This window comes from uncultured Acetatifactor sp. (assembly GCF_948601915.1).
In the GTDB taxonomy this organism is placed as follows: Bacteria; Bacillota; Clostridia; order Lachnospirales; family Lachnospiraceae; genus Acetatifactor.
This window is the reverse complement of sequence record NZ_CAPDXS010000059.1, coordinates 1-22,301: the sequence shown is the minus strand read 5'-3', so window position 1 is coordinate 22,301 and position 22,301 is coordinate 1. Positions and strand designations below refer to the sequence as shown.

The 22,301-nt window shown below is 50.6% G+C and carries 35 protein-coding genes; 33 read left to right on the top strand and 2 right to left on the bottom strand.

Annotated elements, in window-relative coordinates; genetic code table 11:
* Positions 1-41 precede the first annotated feature (41 nt).
* Together Q2B33_RS11820 and Q2B33_RS11815 are read right to left on the bottom strand one after the other, a co-directional pair.
* Positions 42-1,787, bottom strand: a complete 1,746-nt coding sequence (locus tag Q2B33_RS11820; RefSeq protein WP_300785436.1) for a DUF2142 domain-containing protein — start codon at positions 1,785-1,787, stop codon at positions 42-44.
* Positions 1,788-1,824: 37 nt separating this feature from the next.
* Positions 1,825-3,279, bottom strand: coding sequence for a nicotinate phosphoribosyltransferase (locus tag Q2B33_RS11815; protein WP_300785435.1), 1,455 nt, complete (start codon positions 3,277-3,279; stop codon positions 1,825-1,827).
* 293 nt (positions 3,280-3,572) lie between these two features.
* Between Q2B33_RS11815 and Q2B33_RS11810 the strand changes: the two genes are divergently transcribed.
* From Q2B33_RS11810 to Q2B33_RS11650, 33 genes are all read left to right on the top strand, one after another.
* Entirely contained in the window at positions 3,573-3,755 is a 183-nt protein-coding gene (locus Q2B33_RS11810) for a helix-turn-helix domain-containing protein (protein WP_135990067.1), read from the top strand.
* A 37-nt stretch (positions 3,756-3,792) separates the two neighbouring features.
* Positions 3,793-3,933, top strand: a complete 141-nt coding sequence (locus Q2B33_RS11805) for a hypothetical protein (protein WP_300815682.1) — start codon at positions 3,793-3,795, stop codon at positions 3,931-3,933.
* Positions 3,934-3,938: 5 nt separating this feature from the next.
* Positions 3,939-4,877, top strand: coding sequence for a phosphoadenosine phosphosulfate reductase family protein (locus Q2B33_RS11800; RefSeq protein WP_300815683.1), 939 nt, complete (start codon positions 3,939-3,941; stop codon positions 4,875-4,877).
* The gene (locus Q2B33_RS11795; RefSeq protein ID WP_300815685.1) at positions 4,855-5,277 is read left to right on the top strand and encodes a hypothetical protein; all 423 of its coding nucleotides are present in this window, start codon (positions 4,855-4,857) and stop codon (positions 5,275-5,277) included. The genes Q2B33_RS11800 and Q2B33_RS11795 overlap by 23 nt, the downstream gene beginning before the upstream one ends.
* A 323-nt stretch (positions 5,278-5,600) precedes the next feature.
* Positions 5,601-5,843 carry a hypothetical protein gene (locus Q2B33_RS11790; protein ID WP_300823032.1) on the top strand — a complete coding sequence of 81 codons (243 nt, stop codon included), beginning with the start codon at positions 5,601-5,603 and terminating at the stop codon, positions 5,841-5,843.
* Positions 5,810-6,106, top strand: coding sequence for a hypothetical protein (locus Q2B33_RS11785; RefSeq protein ID WP_300914042.1), 297 nt, complete (start codon positions 5,810-5,812; stop codon positions 6,104-6,106). The genes Q2B33_RS11790 and Q2B33_RS11785 overlap by 34 nt, the downstream gene beginning before the upstream one ends.
* Positions 6,103-6,636: a DNA cytosine methyltransferase gene (locus Q2B33_RS11780; RefSeq protein ID WP_300823028.1), complete on the top strand. Its 534-nt coding sequence runs from the start codon at positions 6,103-6,105 to the stop codon at positions 6,634-6,636. Before Q2B33_RS11785 ends, Q2B33_RS11780 begins: the two co-directional genes overlap by 4 nt.
* Positions 6,554-7,420: a DNA cytosine methyltransferase gene (locus Q2B33_RS11775; RefSeq protein WP_300823026.1), complete on the top strand. Its 867-nt coding sequence runs from the start codon at positions 6,554-6,556 to the stop codon at positions 7,418-7,420. Before Q2B33_RS11780 ends, Q2B33_RS11775 begins: the two co-directional genes overlap by 83 nt.
* A complete protein-coding gene (locus Q2B33_RS11770) occupies positions 7,408-7,608 on the top strand; it encodes a hypothetical protein (protein WP_300823025.1) in 201 nt (66 codons plus the stop codon). Before Q2B33_RS11775 ends, Q2B33_RS11770 begins: the two co-directional genes overlap by 13 nt.
* Before the next feature lie 322 nt (positions 7,609-7,930).
* Entirely contained in the window at positions 7,931-8,077 is a 147-nt protein-coding gene (locus Q2B33_RS11765) for a hypothetical protein (protein ID WP_300914041.1), read from the top strand.
* Positions 8,065-8,403 (top strand): hypothetical protein, encoded by a 339-nt coding sequence (locus tag Q2B33_RS11760; RefSeq protein WP_300914039.1) that lies wholly within the window; start codon positions 8,065-8,067, stop codon positions 8,401-8,403. The genes Q2B33_RS11765 and Q2B33_RS11760 overlap by 13 nt, the downstream gene beginning before the upstream one ends.
* Before the next feature lie 17 nt (positions 8,404-8,420).
* A complete protein-coding gene (locus tag Q2B33_RS11755; protein WP_300914038.1) occupies positions 8,421-8,939 on the top strand; it encodes a hypothetical protein in 519 nt (172 codons plus the stop codon).
* Positions 8,917-9,303, top strand: a complete 387-nt coding sequence (locus Q2B33_RS11750) for a hypothetical protein (RefSeq protein ID WP_300914037.1) — start codon at positions 8,917-8,919, stop codon at positions 9,301-9,303. Before Q2B33_RS11755 ends, Q2B33_RS11750 begins: the two co-directional genes overlap by 23 nt.
* On the top strand, positions 9,284-9,649 hold the full coding sequence (locus Q2B33_RS11745; protein WP_300914035.1) for a hypothetical protein: 366 nt from the start codon (positions 9,284-9,286) through the stop codon (positions 9,647-9,649). Before Q2B33_RS11750 ends, Q2B33_RS11745 begins: the two co-directional genes overlap by 20 nt.
* A gap of 34 nt (positions 9,650-9,683) precedes the next feature.
* Entirely contained in the window at positions 9,684-9,986 is a 303-nt protein-coding gene (locus tag Q2B33_RS11740) for a hypothetical protein (RefSeq protein WP_300914033.1), read from the top strand.
* A 52-nt stretch (positions 9,987-10,038) separates the two neighbouring features.
* A complete protein-coding gene (locus Q2B33_RS11735) occupies positions 10,039-10,236 on the top strand; it encodes a hypothetical protein (RefSeq protein WP_300914031.1) in 198 nt (65 codons plus the stop codon).
* A gap of 196 nt (positions 10,237-10,432) precedes the next feature.
* Complete coding sequence (locus Q2B33_RS11730; protein WP_300914029.1) at positions 10,433-11,326, top strand: hypothetical protein; 894 nt, start codon at positions 10,433-10,435, stop codon at positions 11,324-11,326.
* On the top strand, positions 11,323-12,141 hold the full coding sequence (locus Q2B33_RS11725) for a ParA family protein (RefSeq protein WP_300914028.1): 819 nt from the start codon (positions 11,323-11,325) through the stop codon (positions 12,139-12,141). The genes Q2B33_RS11730 and Q2B33_RS11725 overlap by 4 nt, the downstream gene beginning before the upstream one ends.
* Before the next feature lie 3 nt (positions 12,142-12,144).
* Positions 12,145-13,065, top strand: coding sequence for a ParB/RepB/Spo0J family partition protein (locus Q2B33_RS11720; RefSeq protein ID WP_300914026.1), 921 nt, complete (start codon positions 12,145-12,147; stop codon positions 13,063-13,065).
* Positions 13,066-13,077: 12 nt separating this feature from the next.
* Positions 13,078-13,824 carry a VRR-NUC domain-containing protein gene (locus Q2B33_RS11715; protein WP_135990082.1) on the top strand — a complete coding sequence of 249 codons (747 nt, stop codon included), beginning with the start codon at positions 13,078-13,080 and terminating at the stop codon, positions 13,822-13,824.
* On the top strand, positions 13,821-14,294 hold the full coding sequence (locus tag Q2B33_RS11710) for a hypothetical protein (protein WP_300914024.1): 474 nt from the start codon (positions 13,821-13,823) through the stop codon (positions 14,292-14,294). Before Q2B33_RS11715 ends, Q2B33_RS11710 begins: the two co-directional genes overlap by 4 nt.
* 21 nt (positions 14,295-14,315) lie before the next feature.
* On the top strand, positions 14,316-14,660 hold the full coding sequence (locus tag Q2B33_RS11705; RefSeq protein ID WP_300914046.1) for a hypothetical protein: 345 nt from the start codon (positions 14,316-14,318) through the stop codon (positions 14,658-14,660).
* Positions 14,650-14,895 carry a hypothetical protein gene (locus Q2B33_RS11700; protein ID WP_300914023.1) on the top strand — a complete coding sequence of 82 codons (246 nt, stop codon included), beginning with the start codon at positions 14,650-14,652 and terminating at the stop codon, positions 14,893-14,895. Before Q2B33_RS11705 ends, Q2B33_RS11700 begins: the two co-directional genes overlap by 11 nt.
* Before the next feature lie 125 nt (positions 14,896-15,020).
* Positions 15,021-15,431, top strand: coding sequence for an HNH endonuclease signature motif containing protein (locus tag Q2B33_RS24220; RefSeq protein WP_330691372.1), 411 nt, complete (start codon positions 15,021-15,023; stop codon positions 15,429-15,431).
* 2 nt (positions 15,432-15,433) lie between these two features.
* A complete protein-coding gene (locus tag Q2B33_RS11690) occupies positions 15,434-15,895 on the top strand; it encodes a hypothetical protein (protein WP_300914022.1) in 462 nt (153 codons plus the stop codon).
* Positions 15,885-17,549 (top strand): terminase large subunit, encoded by a 1,665-nt coding sequence (locus Q2B33_RS11685; protein WP_300914021.1) that lies wholly within the window; start codon positions 15,885-15,887, stop codon positions 17,547-17,549. Before Q2B33_RS11690 ends, Q2B33_RS11685 begins: the two co-directional genes overlap by 11 nt.
* 27 nt (positions 17,550-17,576) lie before the next feature.
* Complete coding sequence (locus tag Q2B33_RS11680; protein ID WP_300914019.1) at positions 17,577-18,938, top strand: phage portal protein; 1,362 nt, start codon at positions 17,577-17,579, stop codon at positions 18,936-18,938.
* A 4-nt stretch (positions 18,939-18,942) separates the two neighbouring features.
* Entirely contained in the window at positions 18,943-19,713 is a 771-nt protein-coding gene (locus Q2B33_RS11675; protein WP_300914017.1) for a head maturation protease, ClpP-related, read from the top strand.
* A gap of 25 nt (positions 19,714-19,738) precedes the next feature.
* The gene (locus Q2B33_RS11670) at positions 19,739-20,968 is read left to right on the top strand and encodes a phage major capsid protein (protein ID WP_300914016.1); all 1,230 of its coding nucleotides are present in this window, start codon (positions 19,739-19,741) and stop codon (positions 20,966-20,968) included.
* A 22-nt stretch (positions 20,969-20,990) separates the two neighbouring features.
* Positions 20,991-21,302, top strand: coding sequence for a hypothetical protein (locus tag Q2B33_RS11665; protein ID WP_172530985.1), 312 nt, complete (start codon positions 20,991-20,993; stop codon positions 21,300-21,302).
* Positions 21,295-21,552, top strand: a complete 258-nt coding sequence (locus tag Q2B33_RS11660) for a hypothetical protein (RefSeq protein ID WP_172530988.1) — start codon at positions 21,295-21,297, stop codon at positions 21,550-21,552. The genes Q2B33_RS11665 and Q2B33_RS11660 overlap by 8 nt, the downstream gene beginning before the upstream one ends.
* Positions 21,549-21,944, top strand: coding sequence for a hypothetical protein (locus Q2B33_RS11655; RefSeq protein WP_300914014.1), 396 nt, complete (start codon positions 21,549-21,551; stop codon positions 21,942-21,944). Before Q2B33_RS11660 ends, Q2B33_RS11655 begins: the two co-directional genes overlap by 4 nt.
* Positions 21,945-22,062: 118 nt before the next feature.
* Positions 22,063-22,301, top strand: a 239-nt coding sequence (locus Q2B33_RS11650) for a hypothetical protein (protein WP_300914012.1), incomplete at its 3' end; no start/stop codon positions are given.

Sequence of the window (22,301 nt, the reverse complement as noted above, 5' to 3'; positions counted from 1 at the left end):
AAAAACTGTCGGTAATGGGCGCGGGGCAGGACGGGAATCCGTCACAGGCTCAACTCGAACAAGGTGAAGAGGCTGGGGTTCTGGCCGTAATGGGGCAGGACGCAGCCGAAGAGGCTGTAGGCGAAGGCTGCCAGCACATAGGCCATGATGCCGATGCAGAGCAGCTTTCCCAGAATCGTACCGATTTTTGCCCGATTCATGCGCTGCCTCATCCCGACAGGCCGGGGAGCCGGTTCCCGTCCGTCCGCGGGACTTCCGCCCGTCCGGCGATTTTCCCGGGCGCTGTTTTTTCCGCCCGGAAGGGGTGAAGGCCGCCCCAGGCCGCTTTCCAGCAGGCCGCACAGCTTCTGCACGCCCAGGGTCACCACGCACATGAAGGGGATCAGCACCGGCAGGATATATCTGCCCTGGGGCTGGAAATCCCATGTGTAGGAATAATAAATGCTGAGGCAGACGGTGATCAGGCAGAACAGTGCCATGCCGCCGTTGAACAGGAGCCTTTGCTTCCGGCCGTTTTCCGGCAGGCTGCCTTGGTTGCGCCAGGAGCCGCTGCCGGTTCGGTTCCACAGGCGCCTGGGGACCAACAGGGCCGCCGCACATGCCGCCAGCCAGAAATAACGGTAGCCCAGGTAGATCAGCCCGTGGGTGGGCAGGTCCATGGCACCGAACATGGCGATGAAGCTGTCCAGCACCAGGGGGATATAATCCGTCTCGAACAGCATGTCTGCCAGGGGAATGCCGGCCCTCTGATAGGTGAACCGGGTCAGGGGATTGAAGGCTTCCGCCGCCGTCCGGACGGCGCATTCCCGCCTTGCGTCCATGGCGATGATGTCGCCGCCGTACAACAGGCCATTGCGCAGGAACCACCAGCCGATGCCCAGGAGCACTATGGCGGAGATGAAGGTCCCCTTGCGCAGCAGAGGCCGCCACTCCACCCACAGGCCCGTCCTTGCTGGCCCTGTCCCGTCTGAGGAGGGTATGGCGCTTCCCATAGCCTTTTGTGTTCCGGGTATGCCGTTTCCCGCCGCCTTTTGTGTTCCGGGTATGGCGCTTCCCGCCGCCTTTTTCGCCCCGGGCCCGCCGCCGGGCATCGCCCCCGCACTTTCCGCCCCGCCGTTCTGCCCCCCGATGTGCACATACCGCAGGGCAAAGACCACCATCGCCGCCAGGATGATGCCGTAGGCATTGTAATAGGACATGGCGCAGAGGATGATGCCCGCGGCCAGTAGGACGCAGTCCTTCCTGTCATAGTCGCTCCTCCGGGCCCGCAGCAGCCCGTAGCAGATCACGGACACCGCCAGCATGGCCATGGAATCCGTATTGACATAGGAGTGGAGGAAGATATTCTGGGGCAGGAACACGGTCATGACGGTGAAAGTCCACTGCAGATATGTGTTCTCCCACAAAAGCCTGGCCGTCTGCCGCACGAAATAGGCCATCAGCACGCCGAAGAGCACGTTCACCATCCTGGCCGCCACCAGCAGCACCTGGCTGTCTGCGGTGAACAGCTTCAGGAACCGCAGCAGAAAGCCCTGTATGATATAGGTCAGCATGGGCTGGAACGCGTAGGAAGCGCCGAAGCCGTCCAGCAGCACCTCCGGGTCGGCCCCATGGGGAAGACGGCCGTGTCTGCAGATAAAGCTCACCACCTTGAAGCGGTTGACTTCGTCCGGGGGATCTCCATAGGACTGCACCATGGCAAAGCAGGTGATTGCCGCGAAGACCAGCAGGTAAAAGACGGCATCCGGCATGAAGTTGTGTCTTTTGTTCTCGTTCCCTGAATTCATAGATCGATGGCTTCCCTTTCCTTGGGCGGGTAGGCTTTCAGTCCGCGCTCATCTCCTCCAGCAGCCGGATCTTCGTATCATACAGCTTCTGGGACAGGTCTACATACACCTCGTGGGGATTCACCAGGCGCTTCGTCTCCTCCCACAGGGTGTCCAGCTCCCTCTGGCAATAGGCCCTGATGTCCATGACGCTGGGGGAGGTATAGCGGCACTGGCCGTTTTGGAAGATCTGCTCCATCAGCGGGCGCAGGCTGTAAGTGCCGGCCTTGAGCTTCGTCTTCTTCCAGGGCTCCAGGGAGTCGAAGAGCACCAGGTCATCCTCCTCCCGGTATTCCTCCTCCGCCAGGCAGATCAGGTCGGCCTTTATCTTGCCGTTCTCTTTCTCATAGATTCGGTATATCTTCTTGTTCCCGGGATTCGTGACTTTCTCGCTGTTCTCGGAGAGCTTGATCTTGGGGATGAAATCCCCCTTTTCATCCCGGATGGCCGCCAGCTTGTACACGCCGCCGAAGGAGGGATTGTCCTTGGAGGTGATCAGGTTGGTGCCCACGCCCCAGGAGGTGATGGCTGCGCCCTGGACCTTCAGGCTGTCGATCAGGTGCTCGTCCAGGTCGTTGGAGGCGGAGATCACCGCGTCCGGGAAGCCTGCCGCGTCCAGCATCTTTCTCGCCTGCTTGGAGAGATAGGCCAGGTCGCCGCTGTCCAGGCGGATGCCGTAGAAGGTCAGGGGGACGCCCGCCTCCCGCATTTCCGTGAAGACCCGGATGGCGTTGGGCACCCCGGATTTCAGGGTATCGTAGGTATCCACCAGCAGGATGCAGGCGTCAGGGTACATGTCCGCGTAGGTCTTGAAGGCGGTGTACTCGTCCGGAAAGCTCATGATCCAGCTATGGGCATGGGTGCCCTTCACCGGCACGCCGAAGAGCTGCCCGCAGAGCACGTTGCTGGTGCCGATGCAGCCGCCGATGACAGCTGCCCTGGCCCCGTAGGTGCCCGCGTCCGGCCCCTGGGCCCTGCGCAGGCCGAATTCCATGATGCCGTCCCCTCTGGCGGCATAGCAGACCCGGGCCGCCTTGGTGGCGATCAGGCTCTGATGGTTGATGATGTTCAGGATGGCGGTCTCCACCAGCTGGGCCTCCATGATGGGGGCGATGACCTTGATCACAGGCTCCCTGGGGAACATGACGGTGCCCTCTGGAATGGCATAGATATCGCCGGAGAACCGGAAGGTCTTCAGGTACTCGAGAAAGTCCGCCCGGAACATGCCCAGGGAGGCCAGATAGTCGATGTCCTCCTGGTCGAAATGCAGTTCCTTGATGTACTGGATGACCTGCTCCAGGCCGGCGGAGATGGCGTAGCCGCCGTCGCAGGGGTTCCTACGGTAGAAGGCGTCGAAGATCACGGTCTCGTTCAGGTCCTTGTGCATGAAATATCCCTGCATCATGGTGAGCTCGTACAGGTCTGTCATCAGGGTGAGGTTCTGTCTGTCCATAGGCTCCTCTTTTCTGCCGTGTGCGGCATTTTGCGTTTTTTCCATCATATACCATACGGGGCGCAATTGCAAGAGACGGGAGAGCAGAGAGCAGGAAGACTTCGAATAATCCCAGATTGAAAAAATGAAAAATGAAAAAAATTGGTTCATTGTAAAATAAGATGCGACAAGGGAAATATACTCTAAAGCATCTTATTTTTAACAGAAAATAAGAGAGTGCTACAAGAGAATTAAAAAACTCTTGTGGGCACTCTTTTTTTATTTCACCAAAAGCAGAAAGGAGATAAAGGGGCATGAGGAAAGGAAATAGACGGCTGAACTTCACGGACCGCCAGACCATTGAGAGGATGCACGCAGCAGGGGTAAAGGTTTCTGCTATTGCGGATGAAGTGGGAGTGCATAGGGCAACTATCTACAATGAATTGAAACGTGGTGGAGAGCCTTACCGGGCAGAGGTAGCACAGAAAGCATTATAGGCCAGGCGGCAGCAGGGCAGGAAGCGAGGAACTTAACATGAAAGAATATGAAGTTGAAGTGGTAAGCAGTGAAACGCTTTATATTTTCGCTGAAAGCGAAGAGGAAGCGGAAGAAAAGGCGGCAGAAGAAACAAACTTTTCTTCCGTGGATTATTGCAAAGTAGTGGGGGAGAGGTAAAAAGGATGGATAAGGAACACAACGCAATAGAACTAATCAAGATGGCTTCCAATATGTCTATAAGGTATTATGAAAAGCCTATTGTTTGTACATATTCCGGCGGAAAGGATAGTGATGTTTTACTGGAATTGTTTTTGCGTTCTGGGGTTGAATTTGAGGTACACAATAGCCATACCACGGCGGATGCACCACAAACAGTTTATCATATTCGGGATAAATTCAGACGGTTGGAAGAAAAAGGGATTAAATGCACGATTCAACGCCCCGTGATGTCAATGTGGCAGCTTATACCGTTTGAGAAGATGCCGCCTACCAGGACGGCAAGATACTGTTGTTCCTATCTGAAAGAAACAGCTTGTGAAAACAGGATGATTTCAACGGGGGTAAGATGGGATGAAAGCAATGCACGAAAGGAACGTGGCCCCCTGGAAGTAATCGCTAGAAAAAAGAAAGATAAATTGGTTTTACAGAGAAGTGACATATATGAGGACGAACCAGAGGAAAATACACAGATATCCCTATTTGATGAAGAGCCAGGCGAGACCATGCTGATGAATGACAATACAAAAAAACGGCTGATGTTTGAAAGGTGCCAGTTAAAAGCGAAAAGCGTATGCAATCCAATCGTGGATTGGACCAATAAGGAATTATGGGACTATATAAATGCGGAGCATATAGAAACTAATCCTTTATATAGATGTGGTTTTTCGAGGGTTGGGTGTATCGGCTGCCCAATGGCGGATAAACAACGGTATTTTCAGTTTTCCCATTTTCCGAAGTATCGGCAGTTATATATAAATGCCTTTAAAAGGATGCTGATAGAGATATGGAAAACTGGAAGAAAGACAAGATGGAAAAATGAGCATGAAGTCTTTGAATGGTGGATGGAAGAAAAGAACATAGAGGGGCAAATGTCTTTAGATGATTACAATTATGAATGGTGATGCAGAAAGCGAGGAACTTAACATGGACAAGAATATGGATTGGATTTATGCCCCGGCAGTTGGGGACCCGGAAGTGGAAAAGTGCATAGAAAGGATAGAAGATGCATTGGGCTTTAAGCTGTTTACCTGGCAAAAGCATTATCTGATTTACGGGAGGTTTAGGAGATATGGACAGACAACGGCCCAGGTGTTAAGGGATTTGATTGTACCAGGGGAGCCGTTGGACTATACGAAAAGGCCGCCTTGCAATGCAGAACGCATTTACCGGGAGGAATTAAAAGAGATAAAGAAAAAACTGGATGCCGCCGGAATCACCACACGTCCCGTTTTCTTTACCAGAAATGATAAAGAGCGGTACTTAATGAAGAAAGCAAGGCAGCAGGATAAAGAAGATGTATAGCACCACCCAGGGCGGCATCCATACCGCCCGGCAACTAAAACGGCCATGCTGACCATGGGCGGCGTGAGGGTCCAAAGCCCCTACAAACTGTTGATGGGTTGCACTGGTGCAAAAAGTACCTACCAGGGAAGTGTACACGCCTATTCTTCCCAGGTAGGCCGGGAACTAGAAAACCATGCCACGCCCCGGTGAAGTTATCCGGCGTTTAAAAGGTTGTACGATAACACCCGGTATATTGCAAGCTGTCATCCTATAAAGCCGTAGGGCGTGATACGGACGGATGGCCGCTTGCGGTATGCGAAAACCAGAAAGGAGCGGTAAACGTGGCGGATAAAATCAGATGTAAAGATTGTGAGTATTGCAAAGATTTTAGAAAAGTAGGCAATACAAGAGCGAGTTTTTCATGTGAACATCCAAACCAGAAATATATTTTGAATTATTTCAATGAACATAGAATACAGAAAATGCCGGGATTTCTAGGATATGGCAAACCGTATTCGAGAGAAGTTCCCATAAAAACATCCCCGGCGTGGTGCCCAAAGAAAAAGAAAGAGGGCAGGAAATAGCCGCTTACATCTATAAGCAAATAACAGAAAGCGAGGATTTAGGCATGAAAATCATGTTAAAAAGGGACACCGATTTGAAAGACCTTGAAACAAAGGTAAATGAAAACCTGGCCGCCCTGGAAGCAGACGGGGCGGAGATAATGGGAATTGAGCATGGAACGGAAACCTTGCCCGTCATCCGTGGAAAGGAGATTGCAGACCATAGGACTTCTTACACGGTGATGATTGTCTACGAACCGTCCAGGCCGGGGGCGTTGAAATGAACGCCGGGTTGACATTGGGGAGTCTTTTTGATGGGATAGCCGGGTTTCCCATGGCAGCAGGGCGGCACGGCATCAAGACTGTATGGACAAGCGAGATAGAGCCGAACTGTATAGACATAGCAGGGCGGCATTTCCCGGATGCCGTGAACCTGGGGGACATTACCGGGATAAAAGGCGGAGAAATCCCCGTGGTGGATATTATCAGTTTCGGAAGCCCTTGCCAGGATTTAAGCGTGGCCGGGAAGCAGACGGGGCTTGACGGTTCCCGTTCCGGCCTATTCATGGAAGCCGTGCGGATTATACGGGAAATGAGGGAAAAGACAGATGGAGAATATCCAAAGTATATCATATGGGAAAATGTGGCCGGGGCTTTTTCAAGCAATAAGGGAGAGGATTTCCGCCGGGTCCTGGAAGAAATCACAGAAGCCAGTATTCCAATGCCTACAAGTGGGAAATGGGCATCCGCCGGATTGGTTGGAATTGAGGGACCAGGGGGGGGATTTGCGGACAGTCGCATGGCGGCAGCTTGACGCACAGTTTTGGGGAGTTCCCCAACGTAGAAAAAGAATCTACCTTGTCACAGATTTTAGAAATGGACGTGCCGGACAAATACTTTTTGAGTGCGAAAGCGTGTTGGGGTATTCTGTCACGGGCCGAGAAGAGGGAAAAGGAAGTTCCGACAATCCTAAAGATAGCCCTATTGGAGAGGATAGCGGAGGACTGGCAGAGGAACCAGGCGGACAAATGAAACTGGATTTCGGCAGGACGGCGGATAGGATTTATATAAATTCCAAGAAGAGCGCAACCCTTATGGGAACGGATGGGGGCGGCGGTGGGAGAACTGGCCTTTATCTGCTTCCAGTCTATACCATAGCTGGAAACGTCATAGGCAGGGATGAAAAGAACGGCGGAAACCAATTAGGGATAAACCAGGACGTTGCCCCGACACTCACAAGCACGGACCGGCACGCCGTAGCCTACACACAAAGCGGTTATGCAGAGTTCAAGGAGGGCGTGGGGACCATAAAAAAGAGCCGTGGGGCAGCAGGGGGAGGAAGCGAAACCCTTGCCGTGATAATTGAGCGGATTGCCGCAGCGGTAAAGTACCGGGTCCGCCGCCTTACGCCGCTTGAATGTGAACGCCTGGACGGGTTCCCGGATTACTGGACAAGGTACGGGGCATCCGGCAGGGAAATGTCAGATAATGCCCGTTACATGGCCCTGGGAAACAGTATTGCGGTTCCGTGTGCAGAGCGTGTATTTATCGGCATAATCAGAGCAGAAAGAGAGGAAAAGGAAATATGGAAAATGTAATGGTTATAGGAATGAAAACCGTGATAGTGGTTTTGGGCGCGGTTCTTTACATTGCGCTTGCCGGGACAGCAATCATATATTCATTGGGGGCAAACAAAAGCCCAAAAGGCAGCCGTATATTCTTTGGCATACTAGGCGTGGCTATGATTTATGTATTTGTCCATATGTGTATTTATTTGCATAAGTAAGGCGGCGGTTATGACAGTACGGGACTTTTTAGAAATTATACATAATTCGGACAATCTGATGATTGTACGGGATGCGGAAAGCGAAGCAGGGCAGGAAACCATATACAAAGGGTATAAGGCATTGCTGACACATGACCCCGTAGCGGATGCCGTTCTGGATGCCCAGGTGAAACGGTTTAGGGCATCCCCAGAAATCCGGCATAAGGAATGGAAAGACCGGGGACTGATGCCGCCAATGGAGCCGGAGAAAACGCCGGATTTCCGTTTTTCTGATTTGCAGATGACCCTATATTACAAAATCATCATTTAGGAGGAATGGAAGATGGCGGAAATGAAAGTAAAGGTGGAAATAACCGACTGGACGGAGTTCAAGGAAAAGATTGCCAGGATAAAAAAGGTTATGCGGCGGCGTGCCTGGATAAACGGCCAGAGGGCCGGGAAAGCGAGGAAAAGAGGATGGACAGATTAAGGGCGGCGGAAGCAAAGTATAAAAGCTATACGCCTATCAATGGCGTGGTGGAGCCGGATTTTCTGGAATATCTGAAAGAGACATTCCGAAAGTGGCAGCAGTACCACATAGAGGGTGTGGCGTTGGGCAGCCGTGAGATTGCAAAGCTGTCAAACGTGGTGGAGGGGGCAAGGATAAATTCCCGTTTTGGGTTTGAGAAGTTCGCCCACCGTTTCACGGATGAAGAGGGGGAAGAGTGGTTCTCTTTGATGATTTATAAGAACCGGGAAGAAATGGAAATTGATGCAGAACCTTTATATTGTTTTGCATCCAGGATTCACAGATAGAAAGAGAGGAAAAGGGCATGGGATTATTAGATGGATTCACAAGTGACGGAACAGTGGACATGAAGTACACGGAATTTTACAAACTTATGAGGGAAGCGGCAAAGGCGGAGTTAATGGAAAATGCGGCCAGGTGCAACGTGCCCCATGAGTACGTCCGGGAAATGCTTACCGGGAAGATGGAAGCCCCGGAGATTCTGCCGGAAGTGGAACCACACCCGGACTATGAGATTGAGAGCATGATTACATCCGCCAGGCGTTTCTTGCGTATGCTGCCAGATGAAGAGCGGTTGGAAAAGGGCGTGGAAACCTTAAAAAGTATCGTGGAACTGGCAGAACGGGAACGGCTTAATGAAATCATTCTGGACAATGCGGAAAAGTTAAAGGCCAGGGAAGCCGCCGGGGAAAAGAAAAGGACGGAAACATGGAGTTGTGAAACGTGCGAGGATGGAAGTCATTATGAAGCGATAGACGGAACCGGGCAGCAGGACCAGGACCCGGACGGGGAAAAGGAGGATGGAAGCCATGGCAATGAATGAGTTAAGGACAGAGGTTGAAGCCGCCGCCCAGGCAGAACTGAACCGGGCAAACGAAAAGTTCCCTTTATTCAATAGCCGCCATGAGGGTTACGCCGTGACCCTGGAAGAATTGGAGGAAGCAAAGGAAGCCATGGAAAACGTGGAATCTTCCCTTGCCGTGTTGTGGGATGGAGTAAGAGGGAAAAAGATAGCTTGTTTCCTGGTGGAAGATGCAAAGCCAATGGCGATATACCGCCAGGCCGTGGATGCCGCTTGTGAAATGGTAAAAGTGGCGGCCATGCTGTTGAAATATGAAATGAGCCAGGCGGATGCAGACAGCCAGGCAGAAAGCGAGGGAAAAGACTATGGCGATTTATGCAGTTGATTTTGACAATACACTGGCCGTTACTAGGTTCCCGGAAATCGTGGAGCCAAAGGCAAAGGTTGTGGCGGCGGTGAAGATGCTGAAAGCCAACGGCCATAAAATTATCCTCTGGACAAGCAGGGCCGGAAAGGATTTAAAAGATGCCGTGGAATGGTGTACAGAGCAGGGCATTGTCTTTGATGCGGTGAATGAGCCATTGCCGGAGCAGATGGACAGATGGGGGAATGACACAAGAAAAGTCTATGCGGATTTCTACATAGACGATAAGGCCATGACCATTGAAACCCTGGAAAGCATCATGGACCAGGTTGTGGACATAGTGGAAGAATATAAGTTGCAGCAGTAGGGCGGAAAGTGAGGGACTTAACATGGGGCGCCGGATGCGGTTTGTGATTGGCGGAATGAAGTATGACACGGACAAGATGGAACGGGTGGCAGCAGTAAGGAAATGGTATAAAAATGACAGCCCTTTAATGCGTGCGGTATTCCAGGGAAAAGAAGCAGGAAAAACGTATGATTGCGAGTTATGGAAATCTGAAAAAGGGAACTGGCTGTTGACCCATGAGGAAGATTTCCAAAGGACGTATGGTGAAGCGATAGAGGAAGAGGAAGCAAAAGCCCTTTTGATGCGTTACGCAACGGAAACATACGAAAGTATGTTCGGAGAGTTGCCGGAAGCATGAACGGGGAAAGCGAAACCCGGTTGCAAGGTGGGGAACACCAAAAGCAACCGGGTTGGAACTTAACAAGGACAGTATAGCACAAGATATGGAGGAAAGAAAGAGTTTTCTTCCATATATAGAAAGAAAGGCGGAAAACATGGAGTTTTATATAATTATGGCGGCAGTAGCGGCGGCAATGCTGATTATATCCGGCCTGGCCTTGTTCGGTTTTGCACTGATAAAGAAAGCGTTTGACGAATTTCTGGACTGATTTTTTTAAATGGGCGGTGCCCCTTGCCCGTCCTTGTAATGGGTATTAGCATATCGGACACCCTGGGGATTTATAGAAAGATATAAAGGCATAGGTGGGTGATGGTGATAAGAAGAGGGGAGGGAGGGGAGGAAAAGGGAAGTGATGCCCAGGAGCAGGAAAGAGGGTAGGGGCTTGACATATAAAGGTGGGGAACATGAAAAAACTGTATGATGATTACGATTATGAGGAAGCATACCAAAAGCAGTGTGACACCCTGGAAGAGTGGGAGTTGGAAAAGCTGTTAAAGGATGGAAAGGTGGGGTGCCTTTATCGGACTACCACCACCAAGGCGGAGAACATCCAGAACGGAACCGTATTACTGGAAAGCCAGGTATACCCGGCCTTTAAGGATAAAAAGGATATGCCAGTAACGGCAAAGAAGAGGGAAACCAGGCCGTCACAGCGGAACCTAAACGATAAGAACGCAAGACGTTATCTGATACGCCTGGCAAATATCAATTTCGGCAAGGGCGATATTTGGGCCACATTTGGATGGAATGATGGTTGTCTGCCTGGTGATGAAGAGAGGGCCAGGAAAGATATAACCAATTTCATAAAGCGGATAAACCGCCGCCGGAAAAAAGACGGGTTGGACAATGCAAAATATATTTATATCCTTGCCTTTGACGGGTACAAACGCCCACACTTCCATATTCTGTTATCCGGGGACGGGATGGACCGGGACGAACTGGAAGAACTATGGGGGAAATGTGACAGACCGAACACCAGGAGGATAAAGCCGGATGACGATTTCCTTATAACCGGGCTTGCCACATACATATCACAGAACCCACACGGGACAAAAAGATGGTGCCCGTCAAAGAACCTTAAAAAGCCGGACAAGCCGACAAGAAGCTATTCAAAGTTTAAAAAGGGCAATGTGGAGCGGATGGCAAGGGACCATGAAGAACTGAAAAGCCAGATGGAAAAAGCATACCCTGGATTTGAATTTCTGGATGCAGAGGTTAAGTACAACGGAATCAATGCGGCGTTCTACATATACGCCCGTATGGTGAAGATTAAGCGAAAGGAGCCTAACAAGAAATGAAGATTGTTTCAGTCATCAATTTAAAGGGTGGGTGTGCCAAGACCACCACAGCCGTTTCCATGGCGGAACTGTTGGCAGAGGGGGACAAGAAAAGAAAGCGGCCTAGCAGCAGGGTATTGTTGTTTGACAATGACAAGCAGGGGAACGCTTCACGTATGTTTGAGGTATACAACCGGGACCAGGAGGCGGAAGCGTGCCGGATTATGCGGACCGGCCATATGGGAGAAAACAGTATTCGGAGGGTTTCCGGGATTGCGGCGGATGAAAAACTGGATGTAATACCTTGCAACTATTTCATGGAGTTGGCGGAACTTGCCGTAAAGGCAGACCAGGACCATGCACAGCATGACCGTTATAAAACCGCCCTGGGGGAAGTTGCCGGGGAATATGACTATTGCATCATAGACAATCCGCCGGACCTGGGGATGAACGTCATAAACGCCATGGTGGCAACCCATGAAATCATCATTCCCGTGTGCCTGGATGCCTATTCGTTGGACGGCCTGGAAGAACTGGTGGAGCAGATAAACCAGGTTAAGGCGTTGAACCGAAAGGCCAGGATTGCCGGGGTGCTTATCACGGACTATGAGAAGTCGGACACAAGCGAAGCGGCGGAAAGTTGGTTGAGGGCAAAGAGCGGATGCCCTGTTTTCTCACAGAAAATCAGACATTCCACAAAGGCCAAGGATGCCACGTTCTACCACCAGACACCGACACGCTACAGTGTACGCAGCGGAGCCGCCCAGGATTATAAAGCCTTTGTGGCGGAGTATGTGCAGAAATTTGGGAACCTGGCAGCAGGGGAAAGGGGTTAAGGGATGGGATTTAATATTCTGGATGTCGTGAACGCCGCAACCAGGGCGGAAGCAGGGGAAAACAAGGATTACCGGGAAATCAACCTGGACTACCGGGACATTGTTGTGACGGCGCATAATAAATACAGCATGGACGAATTGCAGGAAATAGCCACGGGAATTGAAATGGACGGGTTGCAGCAGCCCCTTGTATTGGGGCGTGTAAATGGGGAATACTGGCTTGTTTCCGGCCACCGCCGCCTGGGCGGTATAAAAATCCTTGTGGCAGAGGGGAAAGAAGAGTTTGAAACCGTCCCTTGCCGCTACAAGGATATGACGGAAATAGAATTTCGGATTGCGCTTTTAATCGGCAATACGTTCAACCGCAAAATGTCGGATTATGACCTTATGACCCAGGCGGCGGACTGGAAAGAGGTATTGACCCAGGCACGGAAAGAGGGCTTGCTTGTCCTGGAAGCAGGGGAGAGGGTCCGGGATTATGTGGCGGCGGTGATGGGGGAGAGCGTGCCGAAGATAAGGACCCTTAACACCATAGACCAGAACGCCACGCCGGAAGTGAAAGAACAGTTCCAGAAAGGCAATATGGGCATCACGGCGGCCATGGAAGCATCCAGGGCAGACGAGGGGACCCAAAAAGAGATTGCAAAGGCTTCCGAGGACAAAGGCGGCATGGGTGCGGAGGAAATAAAGGCCATGGCCGAAGAGAAAAAACACCGCAAGACCAAGGAAGAGGAAACCAGGGAAGCCAATGTGTCAGATACCGACACAACCAAAGAGGAAAAGGAAAACGCCCGGAAACTTCATGCCGTAAAGATGATTGAAAAATATTATACCTGGCTGAATGAAGAGGAAACGGGCATCCTGGAAAGGATGTTAGAGGATTGCAAGCGGCGTAAACGGGAATATGCCATTGAGGAAGAATAGGAGGTTTGGAAAATGAGGATGCAGAACATGAAGAAAGGGGAAACCACGGAGCAGATGGCCCTTTTCGTGTGGGCCGGGAACAATACACACGTCTTGCCGTGCCTTTCCCTTATGTACCACGTCCCAAACGAGGGGAAGAGGACAAACGGGGCGGTATTAAAGGCCATGGGGCTGAAAAGCGGCGTGCCGGATGTGTGTCTGCCCGTGGCAAGCCATAATTTCCACGGCCTTTATCTGGAAATGAAGTATGGCCGGAACAAAGCAACGCCGGAGCAGGAAGCATTTATGGCCGGATTGCGGCAGCAGGGCTATAAGACAGCGGTATGCCATGGGGCGGAGGAAGCAAAGGCGGAAATCCTGGATTATTTGCAGGAACCCGGAAAGATGCCGCTTGCCAAGTGTCTGAACGCCCCGTGGATTGACGGGAAGTGTGACGGCGTTCCAATGGGGCGTATGTTCTGCCGGGAGCATTGCCGCAAGTGTGAAAGGCACACGCCGACACGGGCGGAAAGCACCATAAACGCCAACATGGCAGCAGTAGACGAATATTTCAAGGTGCCGATAATAAAGACCATTGCAGACCTTTCCGCCGGGAAGCCGCTAAAGAACATGACGTTGGAAGATACGTTGGAAACCATAAACAAGAACCTGGCATTTCTGGTGACGGGCACACAGTTGAGCGTGGAGCAGTCGGCGGCGGTGCTTACCGTTGCCATGGATGCCTATAACCAGGCAAAGAAAGGGGAGGATAAGGCATGAGAAAAAAGACAGACGGCGGCCATGCGATACCAGAAGAGGATTTAAGGGAAATGGAGCAGGAAGAGGGCCGGGAAATGCCGGAGGGCGTGGAGAGCCAGACGGGATATTGCCGCTTTTGCGGCCAGGGCGGCGTTGTCCATACAATGATGGGATGGGGCCAGGATGAAGTGAACGAAGCGGTAACGTGTAGGTGCCAGTGTGAGGAAGCCAAGAAGTATGCCGAAAGCAAGGAACGGGTGCAGAAAGCAAAGAGCCGTATCGAAGAACTATTCAGTAGCACGGCGGAAAAGCCCATTGACCAGAGCGTTGTAAATATCATGTTCCGGGCCGTGGATGCCATAGAGGAAAAGGCCATGAAAGGCATCACGATTGAAGTAGGGCAGGGCATAAAGGCAAGGGTTTCCAAGATGGCAAAGGAAAGCATAAAGGTGGAGCGTTCCGAAGTACAGAAAAAGACCTATGAGGAATAGGGGGGGCAGAGGTTGGAAAGGATGGATGCCGATATTAAGGCAGTAGCCAGAAGTATCATACAAGGCAACGAAAAGCGGAAAAAGAGAATAAAAGCCGGAAAGGCCAGTGCCTTTGACATTATGGCCGCCGCCGTTGTGGAAGATGCCTTGTGTTCTTCTTGCCAGAATATTGAGAGCATCCAGGCCAGGCGGCAGATGCAGAAAAGGATTTATGAGAGCATTGTATATAATACGCCCTATGAATACATAGCGGATGCCTTGTGTGGCCGCCGCCAGTTCTATGAGTATCGGACGGAATTTATAACACGGATTGCCCAGGCAATGGATATGTTGCCGGGTGGGAAAGGAATGGAAGATGGGAATTGATTTAAGCAGATTCAAAGTAATACATGGGGGAATGGTATTAAACGCCATAGCACTAATGGAAGTGCGGATGCCGGATGATATGGATTACAGTAATAGGGACACGATTGTAAAGCCCAGGTTTATTGAAGTCCTGGCAATCAATGAGGATGGGAACATTATATCTATCCGGGATGAAGCATGGACATTTCAGTTTGTCCCGAACATTACAAAGTTTACCCAGGAAATCACAAAGTAGCCAGGCGGCAGCAGGGCATACAGTAAACGGGTCAGAATATAGGGATGATTTATATTAACATGGGCTTATGGATGGGAATATCTGTAGGCCCTTAATCATGTACAGAGAAAGGATGGTGGCAGCAGTTGAAAGAATATGCAAAGAGTTTCTATCAGTCGGATGCCTGGAAGAAAGCAAGGCAGACAGCAATCAAGCGTGCAAACGGATTGTGCGAGCGGTGCAGAGTCGCCGGGCGTTTCGTTCCCGGCGTGATTGTCCACCACAAGAAATATATAACGCCTGGCAATATCCATGATGCCAGGATAACGCTTGCCCTGGACAATCTGGAATTGGTTTGTGAGGATTGCCACAACAAGGAGCATAAGGCGAAGCACGCCGCACGTTACCGATTTGACGGAAACGGGAACCTGCTGCCGCCGCCAGGAGAAAAGGAGAGGGTACGCCCCCCGGTGGGCAGAATTTTGGAGGGGCCGGAAGAACCGAGGGAGATACCTCAAAAAAACTCCGCAGGGTCGCACGCATATGAGGGGGGATAAACATGGAGGAAAAGAAAAAATCTTCTTTAAGTAAGTCGAAGAAAACCGACACGCCAAAAAAGGCGGAAAAACTGGATGAAAATAAAGAGAAATCCGACACGAAACCTAAGAGAAGAGTAAACAAAATCACACCGGCCCGGATAAAAAAAGAGATAGATTTTTTAAAGCCAATGTTTGACGGGATAGATGACGAGGACAAGAAAAACCTGGTAAATTCGCTGATAGAGGAAGCGGCATTTCTGAAAGTGGCGTGCTTCCAGGCCAAGGAAGAACTGAAAAAAGAGGGGCTTACAACGGAAACGGTGAACGCTTCCCAGAAGTTTGTAAAGGCCCACCCGTCTGCCACAATTTATGAAAAATATTCACGCCAGTATACGGCCATAATCCACACGCTTATTGAATATCTGCCGCCAAAGGAGAAAAAGAACATAAGCAGATTGGCGGCGTTGAGGAATGGAAAATAATTATATCTTTCAGTATTGGGATGCCATACAAAACGGCACCGTAACGGTAGGCGAGTGGATAAGGACCATTTACAAAATCCTTGTGGATGGCCTTAAAAATGGCAAGTGGGATTTTGACGGAGAAAAGGCAGGAAATGCAATAGGTTTCATAGAAGAGTTTTGCCACCATTCCGAGGGCCGGAACGATTTACTGAAATTAGAATTGTGGCAGAAAGCCATTGTAAGCGCCATATTCGGCATTATGGATAAAAAGACCGGGTATAGGCAGTTTAGGGAAGTTTTCGTTGTTGTTGCCCGTAAGAACGGGAAAACATTGTTTGCCGCCGCAATAGCGGCATATATGGCATACATAGACGGGGAGTATGGGGCAAAGGTTTATTTCCTAGCCCCTAAACTGGACCAGGCGGACCTTGTGTATGATGCGTTTTACCAGATTGTCCAGGCGGATAAAGAAATGGAGAGCATCACGAAGAAACGCCGGAGTGATATTTATATCAAGGAATTTAACACAAGCATCAAAAAGATTGCCTTTAATTCCAAAAAATCAGACGGTTTTAATCCGCAGATGGTTGTCAATGATGAAATGGAAGCATGGCCAGGGGACCAGGGCTTGAAACAGTATGAAGTAATGACTTCCGCCCTGGGGGCAAGGAAGCAGCCGCTTATATTGTCCATATCAACGGCAGGGTACATAAATGACGGGGTATATGACGAACTGATGCGGCGTGCAACGTCATTCTTAAAGGGCAATTCCAAGGAAAGCCGGATTCTGCCTTTCCTTTACATGATTGACAATATAGAGAAATGGGACAGCCTGGAAGAACTGAAAAAGAGCAATCCAAACCTGGGCGTTTCCGTGACAGAGGAATTTTATATTGAGCAGATAGAAATTGCAAGGGCATCCCTTTCAAAGAAAGTGGAGTTCCTTACAAAATACTGTAATATCAAGCAAAATTCCAGTGTGGCATGGCTTGACTATTGGGACGTGATGAAAGCCGTAAACGAGGACATACACCTTACTTTGGAGCAGTTCCGGGGCTGTTATTGCGTGGGCGGCATAGACCTTTCACGTACAACGGACCTTACGGCGGCATCAATCGTTATCTGGAAGAACGGGAAATGGAACGTCATAACAAAATTCTATATGCCCAAGAAACGGTATGAAGTGGCCGTGAATGAAGATAACGTGCCCTATAATCTGCACCGGGAACGGGGGTTCCTGGAAATATCCGGGGAAAACCAGGTGGATTACAAGGACGTTTACAAATGGTTCATAGAACTGGTAAAGGTTTATAAAATCCGTCCTCTGAAAATAGGCTATGACCGATACATGGCAGGGTATTTGATAGACGAACTTAAAATGGCCGGGTTCCAGACGGATGACGTTTACCAGGGCACCAACCTAACGCCTATCCTACACCAATTCGAGGGGGATTTAAAAGACGGAAAGTATAACCTGGGGGACAATACCCTTTTGGCATCCCACCTTTTGAACGTGGCCGTGGAAATCAATATGAATGACAGCCGCATGAAGCCCGTAAAGATTGAAAAGCGGTTAAGGATAGACGGGGCGGTTTCTGTATTTGATGCAATGACAATGGTTTCAAAATACCATAGCGAGATTGGAAAGAAGCTGCTGAACGAAGCGGCATAAGGCGGCATCCGGCAGCAGGATTTTAAAGTGGGTCAGAATTTCAACACGAATATATTTACAATGGGTCCATGGGCGTGTTCCATGGGCCTATTTTTGAGGAAAGGGGGTAATAGTACGGGAATCATTGCAAACGTGTTTGGAGCCTTTAGGGCGAAGTACAGACCGCTTTTATTGAGCCGTGGGGAATATGTGCCAACGGGGACGTTACGGGATAATGACATTGTGGGAGCCATAGCGGATGCCATAGCAAAGAACGTGGGCAAGCTACAGCCCCAGGTAATCCGAAAGGATGAAAAAGGGCTGACGGTGAAAAATGACTATCTGGCAAGGATTTTGACCTTGCGGCCATGCCCGGAAATGTCAACCTATGATTTCCTTTACCGCATAGCATCCGATTTGGTTTATACTTCCAATTCCTTTTCCGTGATTTTCTACAATGAGGATTTTACAAGGGTAACGAGCATACAACCGATTACAACGAAAAGTTACCGCATTTTTGAGGATGACCGCCACAACGTCCTATTCCGTTTCCGTTGGGATTATGACGGGGAAACGTACACGGTGCCTTACCAGAACGTCATCCACATAAAGGCAAGGTACAACAAAAAGCGGTTCTTGGGAACGTCCCCGGATATTGAGTTAAAACGGAGCCTGGACCTTGTGGAAACATCCGGGGAAATGATTAAGAACATTGTAAACCGTTCCAATAGCCTTTCCGGGTATCTGAAATATAGCAACCTTGCAGATGATAAGGAACTAAAGGAAAAGGCCAAGGAGTTCCAGGAATCATATATGAACGCTTCCAACGCCGGGGGAGTTGCGGCACTGGATAGCACATATGAGTTCCACGAAATCAGCACAAAGACCACGCCGTTGCCTACCGCACAGATTACTTTCTTACGTGACAACGTATACCGCTATTACGGCGTGAATGAAAAGGTGCTGACTTCCACCCTTTCAGACCAGGAATGGATTTCATTTTATGAAAATGTGATTGAGCCAATAGCAATCCAGTTGGGTTATGAGTTCACATTTAAACTTCTTACGCCACGGGAAATAGGGTATGGAAACAAGATAGAGTTTACCGCCAACCTTTTGCAGTATGCGACATTGCAGACCAGGGACACAATAGGCGGAAATATGTTTGACCGTGGAGCCATGACAATAAACGAATACCGGGCACTTATGTATTATCCGCCAACGGAGGACGGGGACGTGCGTATGGTTTCGCTGAACTATGTAAAAGCCGGGGACCAGAGCCTTTACCAGGTGGGAAAGGACGGGCAGCAGGGCGGAGATGGGGAACTGCCGCCGGGGCAGCAGGACAGACAACGCCGGGCAATGGAAGCGGCGGCCCGTGCTTATTTTACGGCCATGAAAGGGGGTTAGGAGGATGCCGGGCATAAAGAAAAAATTTATGGCGTGCCGGGACGGGGCACACGCAACCGTGGAACGGTTCTATGAGTTCAAGAACGCAACGGAAACCACCGTGGACCTGTATTTTTACGGGGATATTGTTTCAGACTGGTGGGGAGCGTGGCAGGAAGAGGACCAGTACCCGGAAGCAATCAAGAATTTCCTTGCGGAAGCCGGGGGAAAGGATTTGAACATATACATCAATTCCGGCGGCGGTTCCGTATTCGCCGGGATTGCCATTTACAATATGCTGAAAAGATACCAGGGAAAGAAAACCGTCCATGTGGATGCCCTGGCCGGGTCCATTGCTTCCGTCATTGCCTTTGCGGACAGCGATATGCCCACCATACCGTCAAACGCTTATCTGATGATTCACAAGCCATGGGCAGGGTGCGAGGGGAACGCCACGGAACTTAGGAAGATGGCGGAAACCCTGGATGCCGTGGAAAGCGGCATTTGGAGCATTTACGCCGAACACCTGGCGGATGGCGTGGACATTGAAACGGTGAAAGGGCTGATGGAAGCAGAAACGTGGCTGAACGGAACCCAGGCGGCGGAGTATTTCCGGGTAAAGGTGGGGGAGGAAAACACCATTGCCGCAGCGGTGCAGGATTACACGAAACTGTATTGCCACAATACGCCGGGGGAGATTTTAAAGCCGGAGAGTGCAGCAGGGCAGCAGGACACAGGGGAGCAGGACAGACGGAAAGAGATTGTTTCACTTGCCATGGAGTATATGACCAGGTGAGGGAGTAAGAAAGGAGAACATAGCAATGACAAGAGAAGAGTTGATGAAACTTTCCAAAAAGGAACTTAAAAACCGGGCGGCGGACCTGGGGAAGAAAGCCCAGGCGTTTTCCGGCCAGGAATTGACGGATGCCATGGACGAAATGCGTCTGATTGGTGAAATCCTGGATGAAATCAAGACAAGGGAAGAATTGATGGCGGCAGCAGCCGCAGCAGGGACAGCGGACCCGGAAGAGGGGGCAGAGGAACCGGGAGCCGGAGAGGGGAGTCAGGAGCCGAAGAACCAGGCCAGGGCAAAGAGCGGCAGGTCCTTAAAGGACGGGAAGAAAGTCACTTTTAAGGCAAAGGCGTTGGCAAGTCCCAGGAACGCACTTTCCACCGCCAACGGGATTGTGATGCCGCAGCATGACAGCCCGGACATTTCCCCCACGTTCAACAATGTTTCTTCCCTCATTGACCGGGTGCATACCGTTCCGCTTCCGGGCGGCGAAAGCTACAGACGGCCCTATGTGGTTTCCTATGGGGACGGGGCAGGAAGCACCGCAGAGAGAGCGGACTACAACGCTTCCGAGCCGGTATTTAACTATGCGGAGATTGTACGGGAGAAAATCACGGCCTATGCCGAAGAGCCGGAAGAAATGATTAAATTGCCGGATGCGGATTATGATGCCGTGGTGGAGGACAGCGTGACCCGCGCAATCAAGCGTTACGCTTCCAGACAGATTTTAGTGGGGCCGGGCGGAACTGGAAAGTTCCGTGGAATCTTTTTCAATCCCACAGAGGAAAAGGAACAAGTCATTGACCCGTCCACGGACATCACCACGATTACGGCCATTGATGACGGGACCCTGGATGAAATCATTTATTCCTATGGCGGTGATGAAGATGTGGAGGACGTTGCCGTGCTTATCCTCAACAAAAAGGACCTTAAAAAGTTCGCAAAGTTGCGTGACAAGCAGGGCCGCAAGGTGTACACAATCAAGAACCATGGCAACACGGGAACCATTGATGAAGTGCCTTTTATCATAAATTCCGCTTGCGGAGAGGTTGGAGGAACCGCCGGGGCATATGCCATGGCATACGGCCCGTTAAGCAATTATGAAGTGGCAATTTTCAGTGATATTGATGCAAGGAAATCCGAGCATTACAAATTCAAGCAGGGCCAGGTTGCCTACCGTGCGGATGTGTTCATGGGCGGAAACGTGGTTGCCAAGAATGGGTTCATCCGTGTAAAGAATCCGGCAGCGGCAAAGTAGGAAGCAGGAAAGGCGGCAGGGCATGACAAAGGAAGAACTGATTTCCAGGGCAAAATTGCGGATTCGCAAAATGTCAACTGACACCCTGGACATAGACGTGGGGCAACTGGTAGAGGTTGCCCTTGCAGACCTAAAGCGGATAGGGGTGCATCCGTCATACTTAGGGCCGGAGGACATAAAGGACCCGTTGATTGTGGAAGCCGCTTTACTCTATGCGGATGCAAACTTTGGACACCCGGACAACCACAAAGAGCTGATGGAATCATACAACATGATTTGCACGAAAATAAAGGGCGGTGGCTACAATCGAAGCAATAGTGAAACTGTTGGTTAAAAAGAACCCAAAGGAATACCTGGAAAAAGAAGCCTATGGGACAATCCACCCGGTAGGCCGTGATGAATTTACGGCAGCAGGGCAGAAAAGTTTCAAGGCATCCATGATGGTTGAGGTTTGGGGATTTGAATATGAGGGGCAGACGGAAATAGTGGTGGACGGCAGGACATTGGCTGTCTATCGGACATACGGCCCCAAAAGCAACGGGAAGATTGAACTTTACGCCGGGGAAAGGGCTGGTAAGAATTGAGGACATCCATTGACGGCCTGGGGGATGCCATAATGTCACAGTTGGAGGAATGGACAAACGGGGAGTTGAAACAAGCCGTAAATGAGGGCTTGAAAGAAACCGCCGCCGCAGCGGAAAAGGCGTTGAAGCAGGGCGGACCGTACACGGAGAGAACCGGGAAATATACCAAGGACTGGACGCATGACGTAAGGGGCAGCAGGGCATCCGCCATTACTGGATTGAACGGATATTCCGTGTATAACAAGAAAAATTACCAACTGACCCATTTACTGGAAAAAGGGCACCAGGCAAGGAACGGCGGCAGGGTAAGGGCGTTTGAACATATCGGCCCCGTAAATGATACCCTGGGGGAATTGGCCGTACAGAAGATAACGCAGAAAGTGAGGGGATAGCGTGGGGGTTGAAGAACTTGTACAGAGGGCAAAGGCATTTTCTGTAAAACACGGAATACCGCTTGCGAAGAACCAATTTGAGGGAACCGTTGATGACCCGGTGCCGCCGCTTCCCTATATGGTTTATATGCTTCCGCATGATACGGGCAGGGGAGCGGACAACCTAAACAATTTAAAGGCCAGGGATTTTGACCTGGAATTATATACCGTGGCGGATGATGAAGAACGGGAGGACCTGGCCGGAAAGATGGAAGCGGAGATTTTCCCGGATGTGGAATATGAAATGTACCTGGCCCCTATCCAGGATGAAGAATGTTTCCAGACGGCCTATGAGGTAAAGGGGCTGCTTACCAAAAC

Excerpts from the sequence above, each read along its gene's own strand:
- Q2B33_RS11705 (WP_300914046.1), top strand. The coding sequence starts at position 14,316 with ATGGATGCCGATATTAAGGCAGTAGCCAGAAGTATCATACAAGGCAAC.
- Q2B33_RS11685 (WP_300914021.1), top strand. The coding sequence starts at position 15,885 with ATGGAAAATAATTATATCTTTCAGTATTGGGATGCCATACAAAACGGC.
- Q2B33_RS11720 (WP_300914026.1), top strand. The coding sequence starts at position 12,145 with ATGGGATTTAATATTCTGGATGTCGTGAACGCCGCAACCAGGGCGGAA.
- Q2B33_RS11745 (WP_300914035.1), top strand. The coding sequence starts at position 9,284 with ATGGCGATTTATGCAGTTGATTTTGACAATACACTGGCCGTTACTAGG.
- Q2B33_RS11725 (WP_300914028.1), top strand. The coding sequence starts at position 11,323 with ATGAAGATTGTTTCAGTCATCAATTTAAAGGGTGGGTGTGCCAAGACC.
- Q2B33_RS11730 (WP_300914029.1), top strand. The coding sequence starts at position 10,433 with ATGAAAAAACTGTATGATGATTACGATTATGAGGAAGCATACCAAAAG.
- Q2B33_RS11670 (WP_300914016.1), top strand. The coding sequence starts at position 19,739 with ATGACAAGAGAAGAGTTGATGAAACTTTCCAAAAAGGAACTTAAAAAC.
- Q2B33_RS11715 (WP_135990082.1), top strand. The coding sequence starts at position 13,078 with ATGAGGATGCAGAACATGAAGAAAGGGGAAACCACGGAGCAGATGGCC.
- Q2B33_RS11740 (WP_300914033.1), top strand. The coding sequence starts at position 9,684 with ATGCGGTTTGTGATTGGCGGAATGAAGTATGACACGGACAAGATGGAA.
- Q2B33_RS11810 (WP_135990067.1), top strand. The coding sequence starts at position 3,573 with ATGAGGAAAGGAAATAGACGGCTGAACTTCACGGACCGCCAGACCATT.
- Q2B33_RS11760 (WP_300914039.1), top strand. The coding sequence starts at position 8,065 with ATGGACAGATTAAGGGCGGCGGAAGCAAAGTATAAAAGCTATACGCCT.
- Q2B33_RS11770 (WP_300823025.1), top strand. The coding sequence starts at position 7,408 with ATGGAAAATGTAATGGTTATAGGAATGAAAACCGTGATAGTGGTTTTG.
- Q2B33_RS11665 (WP_172530985.1), top strand. The coding sequence starts at position 20,991 with ATGACAAAGGAAGAACTGATTTCCAGGGCAAAATTGCGGATTCGCAAA.
- Q2B33_RS11700 (WP_300914023.1), top strand. The coding sequence starts at position 14,650 with ATGGGAATTGATTTAAGCAGATTCAAAGTAATACATGGGGGAATGGTA.
- Q2B33_RS11710 (WP_300914024.1), top strand. The coding sequence starts at position 13,821 with ATGAGAAAAAAGACAGACGGCGGCCATGCGATACCAGAAGAGGATTTA.
- Q2B33_RS11765 (WP_300914041.1), top strand. The coding sequence starts at position 7,931 with ATGGCGGAAATGAAAGTAAAGGTGGAAATAACCGACTGGACGGAGTTC.
- Q2B33_RS11795 (WP_300815685.1), top strand. The coding sequence starts at position 4,855 with ATGATTACAATTATGAATGGTGATGCAGAAAGCGAGGAACTTAACATG.
- Q2B33_RS11750 (WP_300914037.1), top strand. The coding sequence starts at position 8,917 with ATGGAAGCCATGGCAATGAATGAGTTAAGGACAGAGGTTGAAGCCGCC.
- Q2B33_RS11675 (WP_300914017.1), top strand. The coding sequence starts at position 18,943 with ATGCCGGGCATAAAGAAAAAATTTATGGCGTGCCGGGACGGGGCACAC.
- Q2B33_RS11690 (WP_300914022.1), top strand. The coding sequence starts at position 15,434 with ATGGAGGAAAAGAAAAAATCTTCTTTAAGTAAGTCGAAGAAAACCGAC.
- Q2B33_RS11800 (WP_300815683.1), top strand. The coding sequence starts at position 3,939 with ATGGATAAGGAACACAACGCAATAGAACTAATCAAGATGGCTTCCAAT.
- Q2B33_RS11820 (WP_300785436.1), bottom strand. The coding sequence starts at position 1,787 with ATGAATTCAGGGAACGAGAACAAAAGACACAACTTCATGCCGGATGCC.
- Q2B33_RS11780 (WP_300823028.1), top strand. The coding sequence starts at position 6,103 with ATGAACGCCGGGTTGACATTGGGGAGTCTTTTTGATGGGATAGCCGGG.
- Q2B33_RS11805 (WP_300815682.1), top strand. The coding sequence starts at position 3,793 with ATGAAAGAATATGAAGTTGAAGTGGTAAGCAGTGAAACGCTTTATATT.
- Q2B33_RS11755 (WP_300914038.1), top strand. The coding sequence starts at position 8,421 with ATGGGATTATTAGATGGATTCACAAGTGACGGAACAGTGGACATGAAG.
- Q2B33_RS11815 (WP_300785435.1), bottom strand. The coding sequence starts at position 3,279 with ATGGACAGACAGAACCTCACCCTGATGACAGACCTGTACGAGCTCACC.